Here is a 16,998-nt window from a genome sequence, read left to right as displayed (position 1 = left end):
ATAGGCCCAAGCGACTGTTTAGCAAAAACACAGGTCTCTGCGAAGCCGTAAGGCGAAGTATAGGGGCTGACACCTGCCCGGTGCTGGAAGGTTAAGGAGAGGGGTTAGCGTAAGCGAAGCTCTGAACTGAAGCCCCAGTAAACGGCGGCCGTAACTATAACGGTCCTAAGGTAGCGAAATTCCTTGTCGGGTAAGTTCCGACCCGCACGAAAGGTGTAACGATTTGGGCACTGTCTCAACCAGAGACTCGGTGAAATTATAGTACCTGTGAAGATGCAGGTTACCCGCGACAGGACGGAAAGACCCCGTGGAGCTTTACTGTAGCCTGATATTGAATTTTGGTACAGTTTGTACAGGATAGGCGGGAGCCATTGAAACCGGAGCGCTAGCTTCGGTGGAGGCGCTGGTGGGATACCGCCCTGACTGTATTGAAATTCTAACCTACGGGTCTTATCGACCCGGGAGACAGTGTCAGGTGGGCAGTTTGACTGGGGCGGTCGCCTCCTAAAGTGTAACGGAGGCGCCCAAAGGTTCCCTCAGAATGGTTGGAAATCATTCGTAGAGTGCAAAGGCATAAGGGAGCTTGACTGCGAGACCTACAAGTCGAGCAGGGACGAAAGTCGGGCTTAGTGATCCGGTGGTTCCGCATGGAAGGGCCATCGCTCAACGGATAAAAGCTACCCCGGGGATAACAGGCTTATCTCCCCCAAGAGTCCACATCGACGGGGAGGTTTGGCACCTCGATGTCGGCTCATCGCATCCTGGGGCTGTAGTCGGTCCCAAGGGTTGGGCTGTTCGCCCATTAAAGCGGTACGCGAGCTGGGTTCAGAACGTCGTGAGACAGTTCGGTCCCTATCCGTCGTGGGCGCAGGAAATTTGAGAGGAGCTGTCCTTAGTACGAGAGGACCGGGATGGACGCACCGCTGGTGTACCAGTTGTTCTGCCAAGGGCATAGCTGGGTAGCTATGTGCGGAAGGGATAAGTGCTGAAAGCATCTAAGCATGAAGCCCCCCTCAAGATGAGATTTCCCATAGCGTAAGCTAGTAAGATCCCTGAAAGATGATCAGGTTGATAGGTTCGAGGTGGAAGCATGGTGACATGTGGAGCTGACGAATACTAATAGATCGAGGACTTAACCATATAATATGAAGCTAATGTTATCTAGTTTTGAAGGAATATACCTTCAATAGTTTGGTGATGATGGCAGAGAGGTCACACCCGTTCCCATACCGAACACGGAAGTTAAGCTCTCTAGCGCCGATTGTAGTTGGGACCTTGTCCCTGTGAGAGTAGGACGTCGCCAAGCAAAAACCTAAGTCGTTTCGACTTAGGTTTTTTTGTGTTTATTTTTATTTACCAAATGTTAAAATCCATAAGTTTAATAACGCTAAAGACGAAAAAAGAATGAAATAGAAACGGTATAAAATGAAATTTTGATATTAAAGTGATAAGAAGGTTATAAAGTAATACGTTTAAATATCAATTGAAGGTAAGAATTACCTTTTTATGTTAATTTGGTTGTAGAGTGAACAATGATGTTTTTGATTTAATATGAAAAGGTTATGTGAAAAAGAGCTGGATGGCTATTTTTCGCATAACCTTTTTGTGGTTTTAAAGGATTTTACCTAAGAAAAAATCTATAATTAAGGTAGTTAACATATATTTTTTGATGGGTGTGGGGGATTATGAAAGAAATATGCATGTTATTAGTGGCTGTTATATTATGGGGGGCGGCAATTGCGCCAACGAAATGGGCATTAGAATCTATTCAACCATTTACTTTGTTATTTATTCGTCTTTTCTTTGCGGGTGGAATTTGTATGCTTTTTTCATATGGCCAACTTCAAAAAGCGATCGTACATAAACATATTCCATGGAAAAGAATGAGTTTGCTATCTTTTACTGGTGTAGCTGGGTATTTTATGTTCACATCCTACGGAATTTCTTTAACAAGTGGATTACATGTTAGTATCATTGATGCTGCATTGCCGTTAGTTACAATTCTTTTTTCAGCGTTCTTTTTGAAAGAGAAAATTCAGCCGAATTATTGGATCGGGATTATATTGGGGGCTATAGGAGTACTTCTTATTACAATTTCATCTAATAATGCTGATCAAGAGGTATCTTTAATAGGAGATATCCTTATTTTATTAAGCACCTTCTTGTTTGCTTTCTATACAGTATTGTTAAAACAGCCGAAACAGGAACAATATCTATCAAACAAGGTTTTTACAACATTAACTTTAATTATTGGATCGGTTATTTTATTACCATTTGCAATGGTAGAAACTTTTTATTACGGTTTCCCAAAGGTTGAAACCTGGAAGACTGGACTTAGTGTAATGTATCTTGTTATTGGAGCGACAATTTTAGCATATTGGTGTTGGAATAAAGCGCTAGAGAGAGTTACAGCATCAGTAAGTGGATTATATTTAAATGCATTGCCGCTAATAAGTATTGTTGCTTCAATTGTTCTATTAAATGAATCTTTAACGTGGAGAATAGTAATAGGCGGCGGCTTAGTTTTATTTGGAGTGGTATGGGCGGATAAAAGTAAATTAATTGATTTATTTATCATTTCCCGACAGAAAAGGCCCGCCTCAAGGAATGAGTAGGACGATAGTTTAAATAGAGAGGAGGAGTTCAAAAGTTTAAAGAGTGCATGTATATAATGTGTAATTAAAAGGACGTCTTGTATGTAATGGGATGTCCTTTTTTATTATTTTCATTGAAATAGAGAAATAGGATAACTGAAATTAATATAGAAAATACCTTTTGGGATTTTTTTATTATTAATTGAATAAAAGGTATTGACGATTATCCTATAGAGGTGTAATATAGAACAAGTCGCCGATAGCAACAACGCAGAAAGCGACAAAAGAAATAAAAAAACTTGGTTGACATTGAAATATGAAAATGTTAACATAAGGGAGTCGCAAATGAGCGACAAACAAGTTCTTTGAAAACTGAACGAAACAAACAACGTAAACGTCAATTTTTATTTTTAGATGCTAGACAAACTAACTTTATTGGAGAGTTTGATCCTGGCTCAGGATGAACGCTGGCGGCGTGCCTAATACATGCAAGTCGAGCGAATGGATTAAGAGCTTGCTCTTATGAAGTTAGCGGCGGACGGGTGAGTAACACGTGGGTAACCTACCCATAAGACTGGGATAACTCCGGGAAACCGGGGCTAATACCGGATAATATTTTGAACTGCATAGTTCGAAATTGAAAGGCGGCTTCGGCTGTCACTTATGGATGGACCCGCGTCGCATTAGCTAGTTGGTGAGGTAACGGCTCACCAAGGCAACGATGCGTAGCCGACCTGAGAGGGTGATCGGCCACACTGGGACTGAGACACGGCCCAGACTCCTACGGGAGGCAGCAGTAGGGAATCTTCCGCAATGGACGAAAGTCTGACGGAGCAACGCCGCGTGAGTGATGAAGGCTTTCGGGTCGTAAAACTCTGTTGTTAGGGAAGAACAAGTGCTAGTTGAATAAGCTGGCACCTTGACGGTACCTAACCAGAAAGCCACGGCTAACTACGTGCCAGCAGCCGCGGTAATACGTAGGTGGCAAGCGTTATCCGGAATTATTGGGCGTAAAGCGCGCGCAGGTGGTTTCTTAAGTCTGATGTGAAAGCCCACGGCTCAACCGTGGAGGGTCATTGGAAACTGGGAGACTTGAGTGCAGAAGAGGAAAGTGGAATTCCATGTGTAGCGGTGAAATGCGTAGAGATATGGAGGAACACCAGTGGCGAAGGCGACTTTCTGGTCTGTAACTGACACTGAGGCGCGAAAGCGTGGGGAGCAAACAGGATTAGATACCCTGGTAGTCCACGCCGTAAACGATGAGTGCTAAGTGTTAGAGGGTTTCCGCCCTTTAGTGCTGAAGTTAACGCATTAAGCACTCCGCCTGGGGAGTACGGCCGCAAGGCTGAAACTCAAAGGAATTGACGGGGGCCCGCACAAGCGGTGGAGCATGTGGTTTAATTCGAAGCAACGCGAAGAACCTTACCAGGTCTTGACATCCTCTGAAAACTCTAGAGATAGAGCTTCTCCTTCGGGAGCAGAGTGACAGGTGGTGCATGGTTGTCGTCAGCTCGTGTCGTGAGATGTTGGGTTAAGTCCCGCAACGAGCGCAACCCTTGATCTTAGTTGCCATCATTAAGTTGGGCACTCTAAGGTGACTGCCGGTGACAAACCGGAGGAAGGTGGGGATGACGTCAAATCATCATGCCCCTTATGACCTGGGCTACACACGTGCTACAATGGACGGTACAAAGAGCTGCAAGACCGCGAGGTGGAGCTAATCTCATAAAACCGTTCTCAGTTCGGATTGTAGGCTGCAACTCGCCTACATGAAGCTGGAATCGCTAGTAATCGCGGATCAGCATGCCGCGGTGAATACGTTCCCGGGCCTTGTACACACCGCCCGTCACACCACGAGAGTTTGTAACACCCGAAGTCGGTGGGGTAACCTTTATGGAGCCAGCCGCCTAAGGTGGGACAGATGATTGGGGTGAAGTCGTAACAAGGTAGCCGTATCGGAAGGTGCGGCTGGATCACCTCCTTTCTATGGAGAATTGATGAACGCAGTTCATCAATAAACGTTGACTTGTTTTGTTTCGTTCAGTTTTGAGAGAACTATCTCTCAAGTTTAAATGTATGTTCTTTGAAAACTAGATAACAGTGTAGCTCATATTTTTTTAATTTTAGTTTGGTTAAGTTAGAAAGGGCGCACGGTGGATGCCTTGACACTAGGAGTCGATGAAGGACGGGACTAACGCCGATATGCTTCGGGGAGCTGTAAGTAAGCTTTGATCCGAAGATTTCCGAATGGGGAAACCCACTATACGTAATGGTATGGTATCCTTACCTGAATACATAGGGTATGGAAGACAGACCCAGGGAACTGAAACATCTAAGTACCTGGAGGAAGAGAAAGCAAATGCGATTTCCTGAGTAGCGGCGAGCGAAACGGAATCTAGCCCAAACCAAGAGGCTTGCCTCTTGGGGTTGTAGGACATTCTATACGGAGTTACAAAGGAACGAGGTAGACGAAGCGACCTGGAAAGGTCCGTCACAGAGGGTAACAACCCCGTAGTCGAAACTTCGTTCTCTCTTGAATGTATCCTGAGTACGGCGGAACACGTGAAATTCCGTCGGAATCTGGGAGGACCATCTCCCAAGGCTAAATACTCCCTAGTGATCGATAGTGAACCAGTACCGTGAGGGAAAGGTGAAAAGCACCCCGGAAGGGGAGTGAAAGAGATCCTGAAACCGTGTGCCTACAAATAGTCAGAGCCCGTTAATGGGTGATGGCGTGCCTTTTGTAGAATGAACCGGCGAGTTACGATCCCGTGCAAGGTTAAGCTGAAGAGGCGGAGCCGCAGCGAAAGCGAGTCTGAATAGGGCGTTTAGTACGTGGTCGTAGACCCGAAACCAGGTGATCTACCCATGTCCAGGGTGAAGTTCAGGTAACACTGAATGGAGGCCCGAACCCACGCACGTTGAAAAGTGCGGGGATGAGGTGTGGGTAGCGGAGAAATTCCAATCGAACCTGGAGATAGCTGGTTCTCCCCGAAATAGCTTTAGGGCTAGCCTTAAGTGTAAGAGTCTTGGAGGTAGAGCACTGATTGAACTAGGGGTCCTCATCGGATTACCGAATTCAGTCAAACTCCGAATGCCAATGACTTATCCTTAGGAGTCAGACTGCGAGTGATAAGATCCGTAGTCAAGAGGGAAACAGCCCAGATCGCCAGCTAAGGTCCCAAAGTGTGTATTAAGTGGAAAAGGATGTGGAGTTGCTTAGACAACTAGGATGTTGGCTCAGAAGCAGCCACCATTTAAAGAGTGCGTAATAGCTCACTAGTCGAGTGACTCTGCGCCGAAAATGTACCGGGGCTAAATACACCACCGAAGCTGCGAATTGATACCAATGGTATCAGTGGTAGGGGAGCGTTCTAAGTGCAGTGAAGTCAGACCGGAAGGACTGGTGGAGCGCTTAGAAGTGAGAATGCCGGTATGAGTAGCGAAAGACGGGTGAGAATCCCGTCCACCGAATGCCTAAGGTTTCCTGAGGAAGGCTCGTCCGCTCAGGGTTAGTCAGGACCTAAGCCGAGGCCGACAGGCGTAGGCGATGGACAACAGGTTGATATTCCTGTACCACCTCTTTATCGTTTGAGCAATGGAGGGACGCAGAAGGATAGAAGAAGCGTGCGATTGGTTGTGCACGTCCAAGCAGTTAGGCTGATAAGTAGGCAAATCCGCTTATCGTGAAGGCTGAGCTGTGATGGGGAAGCTCCTTATGGAGCGAAGTCTTTGATTCCCCGCTGCCAAGAAAAGCTTCTAGCGAGATAAAAGGTGCCTGTACCGCAAACCGACACAGGTAGGCGAGGAGAGAATCCTAAGGTGTGCGAGAGAACTCTGGTTAAGGAACTCGGCAAAATGACCCCGTAACTTCGGGAGAAGGGGTGCTTTCTTAACGGAAAGCCGCAGTGAATAGGCCCAAGCGACTGTTTAGCAAAAACACAGGTCTCTGCGAAGCCGTAAGGCGAAGTATAGGGGCTGACACCTGCCCGGTGCTGGAAGGTTAAGGAGAGGGGTTAGCGTAAGCGAAGCTCTGAACTGAAGCCCCAGTAAACGGCGGCCGTAACTATAACGGTCCTAAGGTAGCGAAATTCCTTGTCGGGTAAGTTCCGACCCGCACGAAAGGTGTAACGATTTGGGCACTGTCTCAACCAGAGACTCGGTGAAATTATAGTACCTGTGAAGATGCAGGTTACCCGCGACAGGACGGAAAGACCCCGTGGAGCTTTACTGTAGCCTGATATTGAATTTTGGTACAGTTTGTACAGGATAGGCGGGAGCCATTGAAACCGGAGCGCTAGCTTCGGTGGAGGCGCTGGTGGGATACCGCCCTGACTGTATTGAAATTCTAACCTACGGGTCTTATCGACCCGGGAGACAGTGTCAGGTGGGCAGTTTGACTGGGGCGGTCGCCTCCTAAAGTGTAACGGAGGCGCCCAAAGGTTCCCTCAGAATGGTTGGAAATCATTCGTAGAGTGCAAAGGCATAAGGGAGCTTGACTGCGAGACCTACAAGTCGAGCAGGGACGAAAGTCGGGCTTAGTGATCCGGTGGTTCCGCATGGAAGGGCCATCGCTCAACGGATAAAAGCTACCCCGGGGATAACAGGCTTATCTCCCCCAAGAGTCCACATCGACGGGGAGGTTTGGCACCTCGATGTCGGCTCATCGCATCCTGGGGCTGTAGTCGGTCCCAAGGGTTGGGCTGTTCGCCCATTAAAGCGGTACGCGAGCTGGGTTCAGAACGTCGTGAGACAGTTCGGTCCCTATCCGTCGTGGGCGCAGGAAATTTGAGAGGAGCTGTCCTTAGTACGAGAGGACCGGGATGGACGCACCGCTGGTGTACCAGTTGTTCTGCCAAGGGCATAGCTGGGTAGCTATGTGCGGAAGGGATAAGTGCTGAAAGCATCTAAGCATGAAGCCCCCCTCAAGATGAGATTTCCCATAGCGTAAGCTAGTAAGATCCCTGAAAGATGATCAGGTTGATAGGTTCGAGGTGGAAGCATGGTGACATGTGGAGCTGACGAATACTAATAGATCGAGGACTTAACCATATAATATGAAGCTAATGTTATCTAGTTTTGAAGGAATATACCTTCAATAGTTTGGTGATGATGGCAGAGAGGTCACACCCGTTCCCATACCGAACACGGAAGTTAAGCTCTCTAGCGCCGATGGTAGTTGGGACCTTGTCCCTGTGAGAGTAGGACGTTGCCAAGCAAAAACCTAAGTCGTTTCGACTTAGGTTTTTTTGTGTTTATTTTTATTTACCGAATGTTAAAATCCATAAATTTAATAACGCTAAAGAAGAAAAAAGAATGAAATAGAGGCTGCTTAAAATAAGGGCAATGATTTTTTGTACTCCTGATTTTCCGAATGCTCCTAAAATAATCCCTAAGATAGGAAAGATTATTTCTATCATAAGTGTATATTTAAAATAATGAGAGTAGAAAAAATGGGATGATATAAATAAGTATTCAATAATTACAGCAATTACTGCGATGGAGAAAAATAAATAGGATAATAACACAGTTATTTTTTTCACGGTTATTCCCCCTTAGAAATTAAATCGTTATAATATAAGTTCTATTGATGTATAGAACAGAAGAGTGTATATATTTTAATTAAAACATACTGAAGTACCATATAAACAGTTATACGTAAAATAGATCTCTAGAAATATATATTCTAATTCCCTTTCCTTCTTGTATATAGTTGCAATTCTTCTTTTGAATATAACTAAAACACGAACGTTATCGATGACTAATAAAAAAACATTCGATTATTTATTGACATTGTTTATGAAATATTGTTAATATAGCCATAGAAACAATAATATATAAGACCTCATATAATCGCGGGGATATGGCCTGCAAGTCTCTACCTAACGACCGTTATTCGTTAGACTATGAGGGAAAGTCACTCGGTATTTTTCTATTCACAAGGGATACGTATGCCTGAGTAGAGCGCTTTCTCTCATAGTAAAAGAGAAACTGTTCTATTTCAGGCTTTTTTTATTTGAATCGGGGGGATTCTAATATGAAATCACTAGTTGGAGTCATAATGGGAAGCACGTCAGACTGGGAAACAATGAAATATGCTTGTGACATTTTAGATGAATTAAATATACCGTATGAGAAAAAAGTTGTATCGGCTCATCGGACTCCGGATTATATGTTTGAATATGCAGAAACAGCTCGTGAACGTGGATTAAAAGTTATTATTGCTGGAGCTGGTGGAGCAGCACATTTACCAGGAATGGTTGCAGCGAAGACAAATCTTCCTGTAATCGGTGTCCCAGTTCAATCAAAAGCGTTAAACGGCCTAGATTCGTTATTATCCATTGTCCAAATGCCAGGAGGGGTTCCAGTTGCAACTGTTGCAATTGGTAAGGCTGGTTCAACAAATGCTGGATTGCTTGCTGCACAAATACTTGGATCATTTCATGATGACATACATGATGCATTAGAGTTGAGACGAGAGGCTATTGAGAAAACTGTGCGTGAAGGTAGTGAGCTAGTATGACGAGAATCATCTTACCTGGAAAAACAATCGGCATTATTGGAGGCGGCCAGCTTGGAAGAATGATGGCGCTGGCAGCTAAGGAGATGGGTTATAAAATTGCTGTTTTAGATCCTACAAAGCATTCACCATGTGCACAAGTTGCTGATATTGAGATTGTTGCATCTTATGACGATCTAAAAGCAATTCAGCATTTAGCAGAGATAAGCGACGTTGTCACATATGAATTTGAGAATATTGATTATAGATGTTTACAATGGCTTGAGAAACATGCGTATTTACCACAAGGTAGTCAATTATTAAATAAAACGCAAAATCGTTTTACTGAAAAGAATGCAATTGAAAAAGCGGGGTTACCGGTAGCATCGTATAGATTGGTTCAAAATCAAGATCAACTTACAGAAGCAATTAAAGAGTTATCTTTCCCTTCTGTCTTAAAAACAACGACAGGTGGATACGATGGTAAAGGGCAAGTGGTTTTAAAGAGTGAAGCTGATGTTGTGAGAGCAAAAGAGCTTACTAATAAAGCAGAATGCATTCTTGAAAAATGGGTACCTTTTGAAAAAGAAATATCAGTTATTGTAACTCGTAGTGTAAGTGGTGAAACGAAAGTATTTCCCGTAGCGGAAAATATTCATGTGAATAACATTTTACATGAATCTATCGTTCCAGCTCGCATTACAGAAGAACTTTCTCAAAAAGCAATTACTTATGCAAGAGTACTTGCGGATGAATTAAAACTTGTGGGAACACTAGCGGTAGAGATGTTTGCTACAGCTGACGGTGAGATTTACATTAATGAATTAGCACCAAGACCTCACAATTCAGGACACTATACACAGGATGCATGTGAAACGAGTCAATTTGGTCAACATATTCGAGCAATCTGTAATTTACCTCTTGGAGAAACAAATTTGTTAAAACCAGTTGTCATGATTAACATTTTAGGCGAACATATAGAAGGGGTCCTAGGACAAGTGAATAGATTAGCCGGGTGCTATTTACACTTGTATGGAAAAGAAGAAGCAAAAGCACAGCGAAAAATGGGGCATGTTAATATTTTAAATGATAATATTGAAGTCGCTCTAGAAAAAGCGAAGAGTTTGCATATTTGGGACCATCAAGAACAACTGTTGGAGGGAAAAAGATGATTAATCGTTATACACGCCCTGAAATGGGTGCGATTTGGACGGAAGAGAACAAATTTAAAGCGTGGTTAGAAGTTGAGATTTTAGCGTGTGAAGCATGGGCTGAGCTTGGCGATATTCCAAAAGAAGATGTGAAAAAAATTCGTGAACATGCATCATTTGATATTGATCGTATTTATGAAATTGAAAAAGAAACACGTCATGATGTAGTTGCTTTCACTCGTGCTGTATCAGAAACACCAACATTAGGCGCGGAACGTAAATGGGTTCATTACGGTTTAACATCTACAGACGTAGTAGATACAGCTTTATCTTATATCTTAAAACAAGCAAATGAAATCTTGTTAAAAGACTTAGAAAACTTTGTTAGCATTTTAGCTAATAAAGCGAAAGAGCATAAATACACGATTATGATGGGAAGAACACACGGTGTACATGCAGAGCCAACAACATTTGGTTTAAAACTTGGTCTTTGGTATGAAGAAATGAAACGTAACGTAGAGCGTTTCAAACAAGCTGCTGATACAGTTCGCGTTGGTAAATTATCTGGTGCGGTTGGTACATATGCAAATATTGATCCATTCGTAGAAAAGTATGTTTGTGAAAACTTAGGATTAGAAGCAGCACCAATTTCAACACAAACATTGCAACGTGATCGTCATGCACATTACATGTCAACACTTGCACTAATCGCAACATCTGTTGAAAAGATGGCAGTTGAGATTCGTGGTTTACAAAAGAGTGAAACACGTGAAGTTGAAGAGGCTTTCGCAAAAGGTCAAAAAGGTTCTTCTGCAATGCCACATAAACGTAATCCAATTGGATCTGAAAATATGACTGGTTTAGCTCGTGTTATCCGCGGTTATATGATGACAGCTTACGAGAATGTTCCGTTATGGCATGAGCGTGATATCTCTCACTCTTCTGCAGAACGCGTAATTTTACCAGATGCTACAATCGCGTTAAATTACATGTTAAATCGCTTTGGTAATATCGTTAAAAACTTAACTGTATTCCCAGAGAATATGAAACGCAATATGACAAGAACATACGGCTTAATTTACTCTCAGCGCGTAATGCTTACACTAATTGACAAAGGTCTGGTACGTGAAGAAGCTTATGATATCGTACAGCCTAAAGCAATGGAAGCTTGGGAAACACAAGTACAATTTAAAGAGCTTGTAGAAGCTGAAGAGCGTATTACAAGTAAGTTAACGCAAGAAGAAATTAACGAATGTTTCAATTATGAACATCATATGCAACACGTTGATACAATCTTTGAACGCCTTGGATTAAACGAAGCGTAAAATTTCATATGGCACAGAATAGAGTCATTCTGTGCCATTCTTTATAAAAATATTATTCACATTTTTCAAACTACAGGGGGCTTGCGAAATGCAAAAGCTAGAATTGCTGTATGAAGGTAAGGCAAAAAGAATTTATCGTACAGAAGCAGCAGATATGGTTTGGGTAGAGTACAAAGATAGTGCGACTGCTTTCAATGGGGAGAAAAAAGCGACAATTACAGGAAAAGGTCGTTTGAACAATGAGATTACAACTTTATTGTTCAGAAAGTTACAAGAAGTCGGAATTGAAACGCACTTTGTGGAGAAGTTATCTGATACAGAACAACTTGTCAAAAAGGTGAGTATTATTCCATTAGAAGTTGTCACAAGAAACGTAATTGCAGGTAGTCTTTCAAAAAGACTAGGAATGGAAGAAGGAACTGCTCTTACAACACCAATCGTAGAATTTTACTACAAAGATGATGATTTAGGAGATCCACTTGTAACGGAAGATCATATTCGTTTGTTAAATGTTGCAACACCAGAGCAAGTAAGCGTATTACGAGATGCAGCTCTACAAATCAATCAAGTGTTGATTGAGCATTTCGCAAGCTGTCGTGTAAGATTAGTAGATTTTAAATTAGAGTTTGGCGTAACAGAAGAAGGGGAAATCATATTAGCAGATGAAATTTCACCAGATACTTGCCGTTTATGGGATGAAACGAGCAATGAAAAATTTGATAAAGATGTATTCCGTCGTGATCTTGGGAATTTAACAGAAGCATATGAAGAAATTTTAAAACGTTTAGGGGGAGCTTCACATGTATAAAGTTAAGGTATATATAACGTTAAGAGAAAGTGTATTAGATCCACAAGGAACTGCGGTAAAGGGAGCACTTCATAGTCTTTCATTTACAGAAGTACAAGACGTTCGAATCGGAAAGTATATGGAATTAACAATTGATAAATCAGTATCTGATCTGGATAGCAAGGTAAAAGAAATGTGTGAAAAATTATTAGCAAACGTTGTAATGGAAGACTACCGTTATGAAGTTGAGGAGGTTGTCGCACAGTGAAATTTGCCGTAATAGTATTTCCAGGTTCGAACTGTGATGTTGATATGTTTCATGCAATTAAAGATGAGCTTGGCGAAGAAGTAGATTACGTTTGGCATGATACAGAGAACTTAGATGAGTATGATGCGATTCTATTACCAGGTGGATTCTCTTACGGTGACTACTTACGCTGTGGTGCTATTTCTCGCTTTGCTAATGCAATGAAAGCAGTGCAAAAAGCTGCTGAGCAAGGAAAGCCGATTTTAGGTGTATGTAATGGATTCCAGATTCTTGTTGAATCAGGATTACTACCAGGAGCATTAATGAGAAACGAAAACTTAAAGTTTATGTGCCGTACTGTTCAGTTACGTGTTGAAAATAATGAAACGATGTTTACATCACAATATGAAAAAGATGAAGTAATTAACATTCCAATTGCACATGGCGAAGGAAATTACTATTGTGATGAAGCGACTCTTAAACAATTAGAAGAGAATAATCAAATCGCATTCCGTTACGTAGAAAATCCGAATGGAAGCGTTTCAGATATTGCAGGTATTGTAAATGAAAAAGGAAATGTTCTTGGTATGATGCCACACCCAGAGCGTGCTGTAGATGAATTACTTGGCGGTGCTGAAGGGTTAAAAGTCTTTCAATCTATCTTAAAACAGTGGAGGGAAACATATGTCGTTAATGCTTGAGCCAAATCCAACACAAATTAAAGAAGAGCGTATATATGCGGAAATGGGGCTAACAGACGAAGAGTTTGCCATGGTTGAAAAGATTTTAGGCCGTTTGCCGAATTATACAGAAACGGGACTATTCTCTGTTATGTGGTCTGAACATTGTAGTTATAAAAATTCAAAGCCAGTTCTTCGTAAGTTTCCAACGACAGGTGAGCGTGTCTTACAAGGACCTGGAGAAGGCGCTGGAATTGTAGATATCGGTGATAATCAAGCGGTTGTATTTAAGATGGAAAGTCATAACCATCCTTCTGCAATTGAGCCATATCAAGGGGCAGCAACAGGTGTCGGTGGTATTATTCGCGATGTATTCTCTATGGGCGCACGTCCAGTAGCTCTATTAAACTCACTTCGTTTCGGTGAATTACAATCACCACGGGTGAAATATTTATTCGAAGAAGTAGTAGCAGGAATCGCAGGATACGGTAACTGCATCGGTATTCCTACTGTTGGTGGAGAAGTACAGTTTGATCCATGTTATGAAGGAAATCCACTTGTAAATGCAATGTGTGTAGGCCTGATTAATCATGAAGATATAAAAAAAGGGCAAGCACATGGTGCTGGTAATACAGTAATGTATGTAGGAGCATCAACTGGTCGTGATGGTATTCACGGTGCAACATTCGCATCTGAAGAGTTATCTGAAATCTCAGAAGCGAAGCGTCCGGCAGTTCAAGTAGGGGATCCATTTATGGAGAAACTTCTTATTGAAGCATGTTTAGAACTTATTCAGTCGGATGCACTTGTTGGAATTCAAGACATGGGAGCTGCTGGTTTAACATCATCTTCTGCAGAAATGGCAAGTAAAGCAGGTATGGGTATTGAAATGTACTTAGATGATGTACCGCAGCGTGAAACAGGAATGACTCCATATGAAATGATGTTATCTGAATCACAAGAGCGTATGTTAATCGTTGTGAAAAAGGGTAGAGAGCAAGAAATAGTAGATTTATTTGAGAAGTATGGTCTTGCAGCAGTTACGATGGGGAAAGTAACTGAAGATAAAATGCTTCGCTTATTCCATAAAGATGTAATGGTAGCTGAAGTACCGGCGGATGCTCTTGCAGAAGAAGCGCCAATTTATTATAAACCGTCAAAAGAAGCAGCATACTTTGCTGAGTTCCAGCAGATGAAAATGGAAACACCGCAAGTAGAGGATTATAAAGAAACGTTATTATCTCTATTACAACAACCAACGATTGCAAGTAAAGAGTGGGTATATGATCAATATGATTATCAAGTGCGCACTAGCACAATCGTTACACCAGGTTCAGATGCAGCGGTTATACGTGTACGCGGTACAGAAAAAGGATTAGCAATGACGACAGATTGTAACTCTCGCTACATTTATCTAGATCCAGAAATGGGCGGGAAAATTGCAGTAGCAGAGGCGGCACGTAATATCGTATGTTCTGGCGGGGAGCCACTTGCAATTACAGATTGCTTAAACTTCGGTAACCCAGAAAAACCAGAAATCTTCTGGCAAATTGAGAAATCAGTAGACGGTATGAGTGAAGCTTGCCGCAAGTTACAAACGCCAGTTATCGGCGGGAATGTATCAATGTATAACGAGCGTAGTGGTGAAGCTGTATATCCAACACCAACTGTTGGGATGGTTGGACTTGTACACGATTTAAAACACGTAACAACACAAGAATTTAAACAAGCTGGCGATTTAGTTTATGTAATTGGGGAGACGAAAGCTGAGTTTGGCGGAAGTGAATTACAGAAAATGATCTACGGGAAAATTTTCGGTCAATCACCAAGCATCGATCTAGATGTAGAATTAAAACGCCAAAAACAATTACTAGCAGCAATTCAAGCTGGACTTGTTCAATCTGCACATGATGTTGCAGAAGGTGGTTTAGCAGTTGCAATTACTGAAAGTGCAATTGGTGCTAACGGTTTAGGTGCTATTGTGAAATTAGACGGAGAAGCAACAGCGGTATTATTTGCAGAATCACAATCTCGCTTCGTTATAACTGTAAAACGTGAAAATAAAGAAGCATTTGAGAAAGCGGTTGAAGCAATTCAAGTTGGAGAAGTTACAAATACAAATGAAGTAACAATTCATAATGAAGAAAATGAAGTATTACTTACAGCAAATGTAGATGAAATGAGAAAGGCTTGGAAAGGGGCAATCCCATGCTTGCTGAAATAAAGGGGTTAAATGAAGAATGTGGTGTTTTCGGAATTTGGGGGCATGAAAATGCAGCACAAGTTACGTATTACGGGTTGCATAGTTTGCAGCACCGTGGGCAAGAAGGCGCAGGCATTGTTGTAAATAATGGGGAGAAAATCGTCGGTCACAAGGGGTTAGGTTTAATATCAGAAGTGTTTTCAAGAGGTGAGCTAGAGGGATTAAACGGAAAATCAGCAATTGGACACGTACGATATGCAACAGCTGGTGGAAATGAAGTTGCTAACGTTCAACCATTATTATTCCGTTTTTCTGATCATAGTATGGCATTAGCTCATAACGGAAATTTAATTAATGCAAAGATGCTTCGCCGTGAATTAGAAGCAGAGGGAAGTATTTTTCAAACAAGTTCAGATACAGAAGTACTTTTACACCTCATTAAACGTAGTACAAAAGATTCTTTAATTGATAGTGTAAAAGAGGCTCTAAATAAAGTGAAAGGTGCATTTGCATATCTTTTACTAACTGGAAATGAAATGATCGTTGCGTTAGATCCGAATGGGTTCCGTCCTCTTTCAATTGGAAAGATGGGGGATGCTTACGTTGTAGCATCAGAAACATGTGCTTTCGATGTGGTTGGTGCAACATACATTCGTGATGTAGAACCTGGTGAATTGCTTATTATCAATGATGAAGGAATTCACGTAGATCGTTTTACAAATGAAGTAGACCATGCGATTTGCAGTATGGAATACATTTACTTTGCACGTCCAGATTCTAATATCGCTGGTATTAATGTTCATGCAGCACGCAAAAACATGGGGAAACGTTTAGCGGCGGAAGCTCCTATTGAAGCGGATGTTGTTACTGGTGTACCAGACTCTAGTATTTCAGCAGCAATTGGTTATGCGGAGGCGACAGGAATTCCATATGAGTTAGGATTAATTAAAAATCGTTACGTTGGACGTACGTTTATTCAACCTTCTCAAGAACTGCGTGAGCAAGGGGTTAAGATGAAGCTCTCAGCAGTAAGAGGTGTAGTTGAAGGAAAACGAGTTGTTATGATTGACGATTCTATCGTAAGAGGAACGACAAGTAAACGAATTGTTCGCATGCTTCGTGAGGCTGGAGCGACAGAAGTCCATGTAAGAATTGCTTCACCACCTCTTAGGTATCCATGCTTCTACGGCATTGATATTCAAACGAGAAAAGAATTAATCGCAGCAAATAATTCAATAGAAGAAATCCGTCAAATCATCGGAGCAGATTCTTTAACATTTTTAAGTGAAGATGGATTAGTAGATGCAATTGGACGCCCATATGAAGGGAAATACGGTGGTCTATGTATGGCTTACTTCAATGGAGACTATCCAACAGCTCTTTATGATTATGAGAAAGAGCTTTTAGAAAGTATGAAATAAGAAGAAAAAGCTTCTACTTCTTTTGATGTAGAAGCTAGCTTCTTTCTTAAACTGGCCGCCCTGGATGGGGAGAAATTAAAAGACGAGGTGT

The 16,998-nt window shown here is 42.1% G+C and carries 10 protein-coding genes, 5 rRNA genes and 1 riboswitch (1 of these 16 cut by a window edge); of the genes, 14 read left to right on the top strand and 1 reads right to left on the bottom strand.

Features of this window, described 5'->3' with window-relative positions:
• The 6 genes from MKX77_RS22480 to rrf (MKX77_RS22455) form a co-directional block, all read left to right on the top strand.
• Nucleotides 1-1,140, top strand: a 23S ribosomal RNA gene (locus tag MKX77_RS22480); it begins 1,782 nt to the left of the window's first position.
• A gap of 50 nt (nt 1,141-1,190) precedes the next feature.
• A 5S ribosomal RNA gene (gene rrf / locus MKX77_RS22475) occupies nt 1,191-1,306 on the top strand.
• Between the two features lie 379 nt (nt 1,307-1,685).
• Nucleotides 1,686-2,615 carry a DMT family transporter gene (locus MKX77_RS22470; RefSeq protein WP_341307845.1) on the top strand — a complete coding sequence of 310 codons (930 nt, stop codon included), beginning with the start codon at nt 1,686-1,688 and terminating at the stop codon, nt 2,613-2,615.
• 411 nt (nt 2,616-3,026) lie between these two features.
• Nucleotides 3,027-4,578 (top strand): 16S ribosomal RNA (locus MKX77_RS22465).
• Nucleotides 4,579-4,724: 146 nt separating this feature from the next.
• Nucleotides 4,725-7,646: ribosomal RNA gene (locus tag MKX77_RS22460) — 23S ribosomal RNA — on the top strand.
• A 50-nt stretch (nt 7,647-7,696) separates the two neighbouring features.
• A 5S ribosomal RNA gene (gene rrf / locus MKX77_RS22455) occupies nt 7,697-7,812 on the top strand.
• Together the 16S, 23S and 5S rRNA genes form the textbook arrangement of a ribosomal RNA operon.
• A gap of 43 nt (nt 7,813-7,855) precedes the next feature.
• On the opposite strand, the gene MKX77_RS22450 is transcribed toward rrf (MKX77_RS22455), so the two are convergent.
• Complete coding sequence (locus tag MKX77_RS22450; protein WP_341307844.1) at nt 7,856-8,137, bottom strand: hypothetical protein; 282 nt, start codon at nt 8,135-8,137, stop codon at nt 7,856-7,858.
• A gap of 282 nt (nt 8,138-8,419) precedes the next feature.
• Nucleotides 8,420-8,521, top strand: a riboswitch (purine riboswitch).
• Between the two features lie 110 nt (nt 8,522-8,631).
• Here MKX77_RS22450 and purE point away from each other — a divergent pair.
• The 8 genes from purE (at nt 8,632) to purF (ending at nt 16,907) form a co-directional block, all read left to right on the top strand.
• The gene (gene purE, locus MKX77_RS22445) at nt 8,632-9,117 is read left to right on the top strand and encodes a 5-(carboxyamino)imidazole ribonucleotide mutase (RefSeq protein ID WP_002010008.1); all 486 of its coding nucleotides are present in this window, start codon (nt 8,632-8,634) and stop codon (nt 9,115-9,117) included.
• Nucleotides 9,114-10,265: a 5-(carboxyamino)imidazole ribonucleotide synthase gene (gene purK / locus MKX77_RS22440; RefSeq protein ID WP_215555041.1), complete on the top strand. Its 1,152-nt coding sequence runs from the start codon at nt 9,114-9,116 to the stop codon at nt 10,263-10,265. The genes purE and purK overlap by 4 nt, the downstream gene beginning before the upstream one ends.
• Nucleotides 10,262-11,569: an adenylosuccinate lyase gene (purB, locus tag MKX77_RS22435; protein WP_215555042.1), complete on the top strand. Its 1,308-nt coding sequence runs from the start codon at nt 10,262-10,264 to the stop codon at nt 11,567-11,569. Before purK ends, purB begins: the two co-directional genes overlap by 4 nt.
• Before the next feature lie 88 nt (nt 11,570-11,657).
• Nucleotides 11,658-12,377 (top strand): phosphoribosylaminoimidazolesuccinocarboxamide synthase, encoded by a 720-nt coding sequence (gene purC, locus MKX77_RS22430; RefSeq protein WP_341307843.1) that lies wholly within the window; start codon nt 11,658-11,660, stop codon nt 12,375-12,377.
• Entirely contained in the window at nt 12,370-12,624 is a 255-nt protein-coding gene (gene purS / locus MKX77_RS22425) for a phosphoribosylformylglycinamidine synthase subunit PurS (protein ID WP_002159504.1), read from the top strand. The genes purC and purS overlap by 8 nt, the downstream gene beginning before the upstream one ends.
• Complete coding sequence (gene purQ, locus MKX77_RS22420) at nt 12,621-13,304, top strand: phosphoribosylformylglycinamidine synthase subunit PurQ (RefSeq protein ID WP_002159503.1); 684 nt, start codon at nt 12,621-12,623, stop codon at nt 13,302-13,304. Before purS ends, purQ begins: the two co-directional genes overlap by 4 nt.
• Nucleotides 13,288-15,507, top strand: a complete 2,220-nt coding sequence (gene purL / locus MKX77_RS22415; protein WP_341307842.1) for a phosphoribosylformylglycinamidine synthase II — start codon at nt 13,288-13,290, stop codon at nt 15,505-15,507. Before purQ ends, purL begins: the two co-directional genes overlap by 17 nt.
• Complete coding sequence (purF, locus tag MKX77_RS22410) at nt 15,492-16,907, top strand: amidophosphoribosyltransferase (protein ID WP_215555044.1); 1,416 nt, start codon at nt 15,492-15,494, stop codon at nt 16,905-16,907. Before purL ends, purF begins: the two co-directional genes overlap by 16 nt.
• The last annotated feature ends 91 nt before the right edge of the window (nt 16,908-16,998 follow it).

Origin of the sequence: Bacillus sp. FSL R9-9410 (assembly GCF_038050385.1) — a bacterium.
Lineage (GTDB): Bacteria > Bacillota > Bacilli > Bacillales > Bacillaceae_G > Bacillus_A > Bacillus_A cereus_U.
This window is presented reverse-complemented; position numbering and strand designations above follow the sequence as displayed.

Bases quoted from the DNA above. Each gene is read 5' to 3' on its own strand.
- purS (WP_002159504.1), top strand. From the start codon at position 12,370: ATGTATAAAGTTAAGGTATATATAACGTTAAGAGAAAGTGTATTAGAT.
- purL (WP_341307842.1), top strand. From the start codon at position 13,288: ATGTCGTTAATGCTTGAGCCAAATCCAACACAAATTAAAGAAGAGCGT.
- purF (WP_215555044.1), top strand. From the start codon at position 15,492: ATGCTTGCTGAAATAAAGGGGTTAAATGAAGAATGTGGTGTTTTCGGA.
- purE (WP_002010008.1), top strand. From the start codon at position 8,632: ATGAAATCACTAGTTGGAGTCATAATGGGAAGCACGTCAGACTGGGAA.
- purC (WP_341307843.1), top strand. From the start codon at position 11,658: ATGCAAAAGCTAGAATTGCTGTATGAAGGTAAGGCAAAAAGAATTTAT.
- purB (WP_215555042.1), top strand. From the start codon at position 10,262: ATGATTAATCGTTATACACGCCCTGAAATGGGTGCGATTTGGACGGAA.
- MKX77_RS22470 (WP_341307845.1), top strand. From the start codon at position 1,686: ATGAAAGAAATATGCATGTTATTAGTGGCTGTTATATTATGGGGGGCG.
- purK (WP_215555041.1), top strand. From the start codon at position 9,114: ATGACGAGAATCATCTTACCTGGAAAAACAATCGGCATTATTGGAGGC.